The following is a 9,869-nucleotide window of genomic DNA, read 5'->3' on the forward strand; positions in this document are numbered from 1 at the left end:
AAGGGCCGCGGCCCCGCCGACCGGGCCGTGTAGCGTTCCGGACATGGATCGGGTTCAGTCAGCCACCCCTCAGCACACCGCCGGACCGCGCGGCACCGAACGGACGGCCGGCCCGTCCGGGGGCACCGGGTCGGAGGCCGGGCCGGGCAGCCGCCGGGCGGCGGCGCAGCGCCAGCAGATGCGCCAGGACCTGGCCGCGGCCGCGATGGAGCTGTTCGCCTCGCAGGGCTACGAGGAGACGACGGTCGACCAGATCGCCGCGGCCGCCGGGGTCGCCCGGCGCACCTTCTTCCGGTACTTCCGGTCGAAGGAGGAGGCGATCTTCCCCGACCACGACGACACCCTGGTGCGGGTGGCCGACCTGCTGGCCAGCGCCGAGCCGGAGGAGCACCCGCTGGACGTGGTGTGCCGCGGCATCAAGGAGGTGCTGCGGATGTACGCCTCCACCCCGGGGGTGTCGGTCGCGCGGTACCAGCTGATCCGTCAGGTCCCGGCGCTGCGCGAGCGCGAGATCGCCGTGGTGGCCCGGTACGAGCGGCTGTTCACCCGCTACCTGCTGGGCCGTTTCGACACCGGGGAGTCCATTCCGTCGGGCTGGCAGCGCGGCGGCGAGGACGACCCGATGCTGGCCGAGGTGTCGGCGGCGGCGGTCGTGGCGGCGCACAACCACGTGCTGCGGCGCTGGCTGCGGGCCGGCGGCCGGGGCGACGTCGAGGCGCAGCTGGACCACTCCTTCGAGGTGATCCGGCGGACCTTCTGGGCGGCCAGTGCCCCGGGCGCCAGACGCCGGGGCTCCTTGGTGGCACCGGGTGCCAGTGGGATGCCAGAGGATGGGGTGGCGGAGAGCGCACTGAGTGCCAGTCCCGGAGGTGAGGTGCTCATCACAGTCGCCCGCACGGACGCTCCGCTGGAGGTCGTGGTGGACAGCATCCGGGCCGCGCTGAGTGGCGCCCGGGGCAACTGAGGCGACAATAACCGCAGGTCAGAACCGCAGCGAGGGCCCGTACCGAGGTATCGGTACGGGCCCTCGGCGTACCCGCACTACGCGCGTTCCGCACCCTTCCGGAGTGTCGGAATTCCTGACACCCGGTGTCTTTACGAGTGGCACAGGGTGCCACTACCTTGTTACTCACCAGTCGCGGCGCCGCGGCTCCCCACCTCGGCGCGCCGTCGTCCGGCGTTCCCACACCCCGGGAGCAGAGCCAGACCAGCAGTGCAGACCCGCCCGGACCACCACCGGGCGACCGCCTGACCGCCAACCACCCACCTCAGCGAAGCCGGTGTCCGCTCCCGGCTCCCCCAGACGCCCTGTGACCCTCACACAGGTACGCCTTCGGAGGCAGCCATGCAGGAAATCCTCGACGCGATCCTCAGCTCCGACGCCACGTCGGCCGACTACGCGGCGATCAAGCTCCCCGAGTCCTACCGGGCGGTCACGCTCCACAAGGACGAGGAGCAGATGTTCGCGGGCCTCGACAGCCGCGACAAGGACCCCCGAAAGTCCCTCCACCTCGACGAGGTCGCCCTCCCGGAGCTCGGCCCCGGCGAGGCCCTGGTCGCGGTCATGGCCAGCTCGGTGAACTACAACACCGTGTGGAGCTCGATCTTCGAGCCGGTCTCCACCTTCGGCTTCCTGGAGCGCTACGGCCGGCTGTCGCCGCTCACCAAGCGCCACGACCTGCCGTACCACGTGCTCGGCTCCGACCTCGCGGGCGTGGTGCTGCGCACCGGCGCCGGGGTCAACGCCTGGAAGCCCGGCGACGAGGTCGTCGCCCACTGCCTCTCGGTCGAGCTGGAGTCCCCGGACGGCCACAACGACACGATGATGGACCCGGAGCAGCGCATCTGGGGCTTCGAGACCAACTTCGGCGGCCTGGCCCAGCTCGCCCTGGTGAAGACCAACCAGCTGCTGCCCAAGCCGAAGCACCTCTCCTGGGAGGAGGCCGCCTCCCCCGGCCTGGTCAACTCCACCGCCTACCGCCAGCTGGTGTCGCAGAACGGCGCCGGCATGAAGCAGGGCGACAACGTGCTGATCTGGGGCGCCAGCGGCGGCCTCGGCTCGTACGCCACCCAGTACGCGCTGGCCGGCGGCGCCACCCCGATCTGCGTGGTCTCCAGCGAGTCCAAGGCCGACATCTGCCGCGCCATGGGCGCCGAGGCGATCATCGACCGCTCGGCCGAGGGCTACAAGTTCTGGAAGGACGAGAACAACCAGGACCCGCGCGAGTGGAAGCGCCTGGGCTCCAAGATCCGCGAGTTCACCGGCGGCGAGGACGTCGACATCGTCTTCGAGCACCCGGGCCGGGAGACCTTCGGCGCCTCGGTGTACGTCACCCGCAAGGGCGGCACCATCGTCACCTGCGCCTCCACCTCCGGCTTCATGCACCAGTACGACAACCGCTACCTGTGGATGTCGCTCAAGCGGATCGTCGGCTCGCACTTCGCCAACTACCGCGAGGCCTACGAGGCCAACCGCCTGGTCGCCAAGGGCAAGATCCACCCGACCCTGTCCAAGGTGTACTCGCTGGAGGAGACCGGCCAGGCCGCCCTCGACGTGCACCACAACAAGCACCAGGGCAAGGTCGGCGTGCTCTGCCTGGCCCCCGAGGAGGGCCTGGGCGTGCGCGACGCCGAGCTGCGCGCCACCCACCTCGACGCGATCAACCGCTTCCGGAACATCTGAGGCCGATCCGATGACAGAGCCCCAGAAGCGCGACCGCCCGTGGCTGATGCGCACCTACGCCGGCCACTCCACCGCGAGCGACTCCAACGCGCTCTACCGGCGGAACCTGGCGAAGGGCCAGACCGGCCTGTCCGTCGCCTTCGACCTGCCGACCCAGACCGGCTACGACTCCGACCACATCCTCGCCCGCGGCGAGGTGGGCCGGGTCGGCGTCCCGGTCGGCCACGTCGGCGACATGCGCACCCTGTTCGACGGCATCCCGCTCGAACAGACCAACACCTCCATGACGATCAACGCCACCGCGATGTGGCTGCTGGCGCTCTACCAGGTGGTCGCCGAGGAGCAGGGCGCCGACGTCGCCAAGCTCACCGGCACCACCCAGAACGACATCGTCAAGGAGTACCTGTCGCGCGGGACGCACGTCTTCCCGCCCGGCCCGTCGGTGCGCCTGATCACCGACATGATCGCCTACACGGTCGGCAACATCCCCAAGTGGAACCCGATCAACATCTGCAGCTACCACCTCCAGGAGGCCGGGGCCACGCCCGTCCAGGAGATCGCGTACGCGATGTGCACCGCCATCTCGGTGCTCGACGCCGTCCGCGACTCCGGGCAGGTGCCCGCCGAGCGGATGGGCGACGTGGTCGCCCGGATCTCCTTCTTCGTCAACGCCGGCGTGCGCTTCGTCGAGGAGATGTGCAAGATGCGCGCCTTCGCCCAGCTCTGGGAGAAGGTCACGCTGGAGCGCTACGGGGTCACCGACCCCAAGCAGCGCCGGTTCCGCTACGGCGTCCAGGTCAACTCGCTCGGGCTGACCGAGGCCCAGCCGGAGAACAACGTCCAGCGGATCGTGCTGGAGATGCTGGCCGTCACCCTGTCCAAGGACGCCCGCGCCCGGGCCGTCCAACTCCCGGCCTGGAACGAGGCGTTGGGGCTGCCGCGGCCGTGGGACCAGCAGTGGTCGCTGCGGATCCAGCAGGTGCTGGCCTACGAGTCGGACCTGCTGGAGTACGGGGACCTCTTCAACGGCTCCGAGGTGATCGAGACCAAGACCGCGGCGCTGCTGGCCGGCGCCGAGGCGGAGATCGCCAAGGTGATGGAGATGGGCGGGGTGATTCCGGCCGTCGAGTCCGGCTACCTCAAGTCCAACCTGGTCGCCTCGCACGCCGCCCGCCGGGCCCGGATCGAGTCCGGCGAGGACAAGATCATCGGGGTCAACTGCTTCGACACCACCGAGCCCAGCCCGCTCACCGCCGACCTCGACACCGCGATCATGGTCGTCGACCCGGCCTCCGAGCAGTCCGTGCTCGCCGCCCTGGAGACCTGGCGCGGCAACCGCGACGAGGCCGCCGCCCAGGAGGCGCTGGCCGAGCTCAAGACCGTCGCCGCCACCGAGGCCAACCTGATGCCGGCCACCCTCGCCTGCGCCCGCGCCGGAGTCACCACCGGCGAGTGGTCCTTCGCCCTGCGCGAGGTGTTCGGCGAGTACCGCGCCCCCACCGGCGTGGGCGGCGCACCCGTCGCGGTCGCCGCCGAGCCGGGCGGGGAGCTGGAGCAGGTCCGCGCCGCCGTCGCCGCCACCGCCGAGGAGCTGGGCGCCGGCAAGCTGCGCCTGCTGGTCGGCAAGCCCGGCCTGGACGGCCACTCCAACGGCGCCGAGCAGATCGCCGTCCGGGCCCGCGACGCCGGGTTCGAGGTGGTCTACCAGGGCATCCGGCTCACCCCGGAGCAGATCGTCTCCGCCGCCGTGGCGGAGGACGTGCACTGCGTGGGCCTGTCCATCCTCTCCGGCGCGCACACCGAGCTGGTGCCCGACGTCCTGAAGCGGCTGCGCCGCGCCGGGGTGGAGGATGTCCCGGTGATCGTGGGTGGCATCATCCCGGCAGCGGACGGCGAGGCCCTCAAGGCCGCCGGCGTCGCCGCCGTGTTCACCCCGAAGGACTTCGGCATCACCACCATCATCGGCCGGATCGTGGACGAGATCCGGCTGGCCAACCGGCTCCAGCCGTGGACGTCCGCACCGACCGCGGCCACGAACTGACCAGCTGACCAGCTGACCACTGGGAAGGAACGAACCACCCTCATGACTGCTTTGAACCGCCTTCGCCCGCGCCGCTCCTGCCTCGCCGTACCGGGCAGCAACCCGCGCTTCCTGGAGAAGGCCCAGGGCCTCCCGGCCGACCAGGTCTTCCTCGACCTGGAAGACGCCTGCGCCCCGCTGGTCAAGGAGAGCGCCCGCCACCACATCGTCGACGCGCTGAACAACGGCGACTGGGGCGGCAAGACCCGCGTCGTCCGCGTCAACGACTGGACCACCCACTGGACCTACCGCGACGTGATCACCGTCGTCGAGGGCGCCGGCCCCAACCTCGACTGCATCATGCTGCCCAAGGTCCAGGACGCCGAGCAGGTCAAGGCGCTCGACCTGCTGCTCACCCAGATCGAGAAGACCATGGGCTTCGAGGTCGGCAGGATCGGCATCGAGGCGCAGATCGAGAACGCCAAGGGCCTGATCAACGTCGACGCCATCGCCGAGGCCTCGCCCCGGCTGGAGACCATCATCTTCGGCCCCGCCGACTTCATGGCCTCCATCAACATGAAGTCCCTGGTGGTCGGCGAGCAGCCGCCCGGCTACAACGCCGACGCCTACCACTACATCCTGATGCGCATCCTGATGGCCGCCCGCGCCAACGACCTCCAGGCGATCGACGGCCCGTACCTCCAGATCCGCAACGCCGACGGCTACCGCGAGGTCGCCGGCCGCTCCGCCGCCCTCGGCTTCGACGGCAAGTGGGTGCTGCACCCGGACCAGGTCGCCATCGCCAACGAGGTCTACTCCCCCTCCCAGGAGGACTACGACCACGCCGAGCTGATCCTCGACGCGTACGACTACTGCACCTCCGAGGCCGGCGGCGCCAAGGGCTCCGCGATGCTCGGCGACGAGATGATCGACGAGGCCAGCCGCAAGATGGCCCTGGTCGTCTCCGGCAAGGGCCGGGCCGCCGGCATGCAGCGCACCAGCAAGTTCGAACAGCCCGGATCTGACAAGAAGGCGGAGGCCTGAGGCCATGCAGTTCGGACGCACCTACGAGGAGTTCGAGGTCGGCGCGGTCTACAAGCACTGGCCCGGCAAGACGGTCACCGAGTACGACGACCACCTGTTCTGCCTGCTCACCATGAACCACCACCCGCTCCACATGGACACCAACTACGCCGAGAAGACGACCGACTTCGGCAAGAACGTCGTGGTGGGCAACTACATCTACTCGCTGCTGCTCGGCATGTCCGTCCCGGACGTCTCCGGCAAGGCGATCGCCAACCTGGAGATCGAGTCGCTGCGCCACATCGCGCCGACCTTCCACGGCGACACCCTCTACGGCGAGACGACCGTCCTGGACAAGTGGCCGTCCAAGTCCAAGAACGACCGCGGCATCGTCCACGTCGAGACCAAGGGCTACAAGCAGGACGGCACCGTCGTCTGCGTCTTCCGCCGCAAGGTGATGGTGCCGACCGAGACGTACATCAAGGAGCGCGGCGGCGAGCAGCCGGGGCGCCCCGAGCCGCTCTCCTGAACCACCCCCCTCCCAGAGACCCCGGACGGGTAGGCCGCCGTCATCGGCCGACCCCCACCCGGTCGGGGGCCCTGCTGCCGCAGCCACGCCGGCAGGGCCCCCGGAAATCCCCCCCCCGCCCGTTTTCAGACATTCCGGAGCCGCACGATGGGACGCCTCGCACAGACCGACGGCCTCACCGAGATCCAGCGGGACATCCTCGCCACCGTGCGGGATTTCGTCGACAAGGAGATCATTCCGGTCGCGACCGAGCTGGAGCACAAGGACGAGTACCCGACCGCGATCGTCGAGGGCATGAAGCAGCTCGGGCTGTTCGGCCTCACGATCCCCGAGGAGTACGGCGGCCTCGGCGAGTCCCTGCTCACCTACGCCCTGGTGGTCGAGGAGATCGCCCGCGGCTGGATGTCGGTCTCCGGCATCGTCAACACCCACTTCATCGTGGCGCACATGATCAACGCCCACGGCACCCAGGAGCAGAAGGACCACTTCCTGCCGAAGATGGCGGCCGGCGAAATCCGCGGCGCCTTCTCGATGTCCGAGCCCGGACTCGGCTCCGACGTTTCCGCCATCTCCACCAAGGGCGTCAAGGACGGCGAGTTCTACGTCCTCAACGGCCAGAAGATGTGGCTCACCAACGGCGGCACCTCCACCCTGGTCGCGGTCCTGTGCAAGACCGACGAGGGCGGCAGCTCCCCGTACAAGAACATGACCACCTTCCTGATCGAGAAGACGGCCGGTTTCGGCCCGAACCCGACCGTCCCCGGCCTCACCGTGCCCGGGAAGATCGAGAAGATGGGCTACAAGGGCGTCGACACCACCGAGCTGGTGCTCCAGGACGTGCGGATTCCGGCCAACCGCATCCTCGGCGGCGTCCCGGGCCGCGGCTTCTACCAGATGATGGACGGCGTCGAGGTCGGCCGGGTCAACGTCGCCGCCCGCGGCTGCGGCGTCGCCCGCCGCGCCTTCGAGCTCGGCATCTCCTACGCCCAGCAGCGCTCCACCTTCGGCAAGAAGATCGCCGAGCACCAGGCGATCCAGTTCAAGCTCGCCGAGATGGCCACCAAGGTCGAGGCCGCCCACCAGATGATGGTCATGGCCGCCCGCAAGAAGGACAGCGGCGAGCGCAACGACCTGGAGGCGGGCATGGCCAAGTACCTGGCCTCCGAGTACTGCAAGGAGGTCGTCGAGGACGCCTTCCGGATCCACGGCGGCTACGGCTTCTCGAAGGAGTACGAGATCGAGCGCCTCTACCGCGAGGCCCCGATGCTGCTCATCGGTGAAGGAACTGCGGAGATCCAGAAGATGATCGTCGGGCGCCGGCTCCTGGAGGAGTACAAGATCGCCGAGTGACGGCCCGGCCCCCGCCCGAACGCGGGGACCGCTGAGTGATTGCGAGGCCGCCCGCATTGACGGGCGGCCCGCTCCGAAACCGCCGGTCGACGGGCGTGCGGGCCCGTCCCGGCAGAGTGCCGTGCCCGTCACGGCCCGGCCTGGTCCGCCTGGGTCCGGCACGGCCTCCGGAAAGCGGCCGCAGGGCGTACAGCTGCAGCGACGCGCCCTGCGGCCGCTTCCGTACACCTTCTTCCACCCGGTACGGCCCGTGTCCCCCACCGGGTTCCGCCCGCACCCCTGCTGAGACAAGAGTCACCAGCCCTGTCCGGTCCCTTGGGAACCGGACCGGGGCGAGCTACGGTCGTAGAGGCAGGACGCGCGCACGCGCTCCCACCGGACACATGAACGAGCAGGCGGGTTGCCCACCCACCGTGTGCTCCCGATAGCATCCACCGGGACAGCAAGCCGTCCCTTCTATTACCGATCCCGCGGTGGCCCCCGTCCAGCGGCCATGATCCCCCGCGACAAAGGTTTTCGATGCCCATCAGCCCGTCCCCTCACACCTCCGTCACGGACCGCGATGCCCTCGCAGCCCCGGCGGCCGGTCGGCGACCCCGCGTGACCATCGCGCGCGGAGCCACCCCCTGGTTCGTCCCCACCCTCGCCACGGCCGCCGTGACCACCGCCCTCACCCGGCGCAACGGCAAGTGGGCCCTGGCGGCGGTACCGGCCTGTGCGCTCGGCGCGGGCATGCTGTGGTTCTTCCGCGACCCCGAGCGTGAGATCGGCACCGGCAGAGTCATCTCCCCCGCCGACGGCGTGGTCCAGAGCATCGACGCCTGGCCGGACGGCCGCACCCGGGTCGCGATCTTCATGAGCCCGCTCAACGTCCACGTCAACCGCGCGCCCCTGCCGGGCACGGTGACGTCGGTCGAGCACGTCGCGGGCGGCTTCGTGCCGGCCTTCAACAAGGACAGCGACCAGAACGAGCGGGTCGTCTGGCACTTCGACACCGAGCTCGGCGACATCGAGATGGTGCAGATCGCGGGGGCCGTGGCCCGCCGGATCGTGCCGTACGTGGCCGCCGGAACCAAGGTCGAGCAGGGCGACCGGATCGGCCTGATCCGGTTCGGCTCCCGGGTCGACACCTACCTGCCGGCCGGCGTCGAGGTCGGCGTCGAGGTCGGCCAGAAGACCACAGCCGGGGTGACGCGCCTTGACCGTGACTGATCCTGAAACAATCGTCGGCCTGGACGACGAGGAGACGGCCCTGCGCCGTCGCCGCTGGGCGCGCGACCGTGAGCTGCGCGCCCCGCGCTCCCCGCAGCACCTGTCCACCGCCGACTTCCTGACCCTGGGGAACGCCGTCTGCGGCTTCCTGGCGATCTACTCGATCACCACCGGGGTCCTGGTCCCGCACATCACCAACCCGGACGCCGCTCCGGACCGGCACAGCGCCGCCACCGCGGTGACGCTGCTGCTGATCGGCTCGATGTGCGACCTCTTCGACGGCCTGGTGGCGCGGAAGCTCCGCTCCTCCGCCCTCGGAGCGGAACTCGACAACCTGGCCGACCTGATCAGCTTCGGCATCGCGCCGGCCTACTTCGTCGCGGTCTGGGGCATGGTCTCCCAGGGCTCCAACACCAAGCTCTCGGCGCTGATCGCGCTGACCGTGCTGCTCGCGGTGGTCCTACGGCTGGCCCGCTTCTCGACCGTCAAGATGCGGCCCGGGGTGTTCCAGGGCATGCCCTGCCCGATGGGCGCGATGACGGTCATCGCCATCGTGCTGCTCGACCCGCCGTTCCTGCCCGGTCTGCTCGCCATCTTCGGCGCCGCGTACCTCATGGTCAGCCGGATCGAGTACCCGAAGCCCCAGGGGCTGCTGGCCACCGCCACGCTCTGCTGGGTCGTCGTGGCGATCGGCTGCCTGGCCGCCTGGGCGACCGGGCTGCCCGGCGGCGACACCCTGATGCACGTCGGGGCCTTCGCCCAGATCACGCTCGCCGCGATGGCGCCGCTGCTGGTCATCCGGCGCAAGGTCGGGCAGAAGGTCGGCGACGTCCGCGCCCGGCGGGCGGAGTCGCGGCTCGGCTGAGCCACCGCACGACGTACGGAGAAGGGCCCGGAACCTGATGGTTCCGGGCCCTTGCGTCGTGCTCGTGCCGGGTGTGGCGGCCCCGCGCCCCCCGGGGGGTGCCGGGTCTGGGGGGTATACACATATGTCGCTGCCGACCACCAATCAAGTGTATATATCGGTGGTCGCCGGATCAATAAAAAATGGG

The 9,869-nt window shown here is 70.0% G+C and carries 8 protein-coding genes; all 8 read left to right on the forward strand.

From position 1 onward, the window contains the following. Positions 1-43: 43 nt before the first annotated feature. Entirely contained in the window at positions 44-964 is a 921-nt protein-coding gene (locus ACFWXO_RS31560) for a TetR family transcriptional regulator (protein ID WP_380527986.1), read from the forward strand. 381 nt (positions 965-1,345) lie between these two features. Then, positions 1,346-2,683 carry a crotonyl-CoA carboxylase/reductase gene (gene ccrA / locus ACFWXO_RS31565; protein ID WP_375893996.1) on the forward strand — a complete coding sequence of 446 codons (1,338 nt, stop codon included), beginning with the start codon at positions 1,346-1,348 and terminating at the stop codon, positions 2,681-2,683. A gap of 10 nt (positions 2,684-2,693) precedes the next feature. Next, the gene (locus tag ACFWXO_RS31570; protein ID WP_380527993.1) at positions 2,694-4,724 is read left to right on the forward strand and encodes a protein meaA; all 2,031 of its coding nucleotides are present in this window, start codon (positions 2,694-2,696) and stop codon (positions 4,722-4,724) included. Positions 4,725-4,766: 42 nt separating this feature from the next. Beyond that, positions 4,767-5,747 (forward strand): HpcH/HpaI aldolase/citrate lyase family protein, encoded by a 981-nt coding sequence (locus ACFWXO_RS31575; RefSeq protein ID WP_375894001.1) that lies wholly within the window; start codon positions 4,767-4,769, stop codon positions 5,745-5,747. Positions 5,748-5,751: 4 nt separating this feature from the next. Beyond that, the gene (locus ACFWXO_RS31580) at positions 5,752-6,255 is read left to right on the forward strand and encodes a MaoC family dehydratase (RefSeq protein ID WP_375894002.1); all 504 of its coding nucleotides are present in this window, start codon (positions 5,752-5,754) and stop codon (positions 6,253-6,255) included. A gap of 147 nt (positions 6,256-6,402) precedes the next feature. Continuing rightward, a complete protein-coding gene (locus ACFWXO_RS31585) occupies positions 6,403-7,605 on the forward strand; it encodes an acyl-CoA dehydrogenase family protein (RefSeq protein ID WP_380396274.1) in 1,203 nt (400 codons plus the stop codon). Between the two features lie 519 nt (positions 7,606-8,124). Continuing rightward, complete coding sequence (locus ACFWXO_RS31590; protein ID WP_375894008.1) at positions 8,125-8,817, forward strand: phosphatidylserine decarboxylase; 693 nt, start codon at positions 8,125-8,127, stop codon at positions 8,815-8,817. Beyond that, the gene (locus ACFWXO_RS31595) at positions 8,804-9,682 is read left to right on the forward strand and encodes a CDP-alcohol phosphatidyltransferase family protein (RefSeq protein ID WP_375894011.1); all 879 of its coding nucleotides are present in this window, start codon (positions 8,804-8,806) and stop codon (positions 9,680-9,682) included. The genes ACFWXO_RS31590 and ACFWXO_RS31595 overlap by 14 nt, the downstream gene beginning before the upstream one ends. The last annotated feature ends 187 nt before the right edge of the window (positions 9,683-9,869 follow it).

Origin of the sequence: Kitasatospora sp. NPDC059088 (assembly GCF_042738155.1) — a bacterium.
GTDB lineage: Bacteria > Actinomycetota > Actinomycetes > Streptomycetales > Streptomycetaceae > Kitasatospora.

Coding starts and splice junctions, on each gene's coding strand:
- ACFWXO_RS31570 (WP_380527993.1), top strand. CDS start 2,694: ATGACAGAGCCCCAGAAGCGCGACCGCCCGTGGCTGATGCGCACCTAC.
- ACFWXO_RS31560 (WP_380527986.1), top strand. CDS start 44: ATGGATCGGGTTCAGTCAGCCACCCCTCAGCACACCGCCGGACCGCGC.
- ccrA (WP_375893996.1), top strand. CDS start 1,346: ATGCAGGAAATCCTCGACGCGATCCTCAGCTCCGACGCCACGTCGGCC.
- ACFWXO_RS31590 (WP_375894008.1), top strand. CDS start 8,125: ATGCCCATCAGCCCGTCCCCTCACACCTCCGTCACGGACCGCGATGCC.
- ACFWXO_RS31575 (WP_375894001.1), top strand. CDS start 4,767: ATGACTGCTTTGAACCGCCTTCGCCCGCGCCGCTCCTGCCTCGCCGTA.
- ACFWXO_RS31585 (WP_380396274.1), top strand. CDS start 6,403: ATGGGACGCCTCGCACAGACCGACGGCCTCACCGAGATCCAGCGGGAC.
- ACFWXO_RS31580 (WP_375894002.1), top strand. CDS start 5,752: ATGCAGTTCGGACGCACCTACGAGGAGTTCGAGGTCGGCGCGGTCTAC.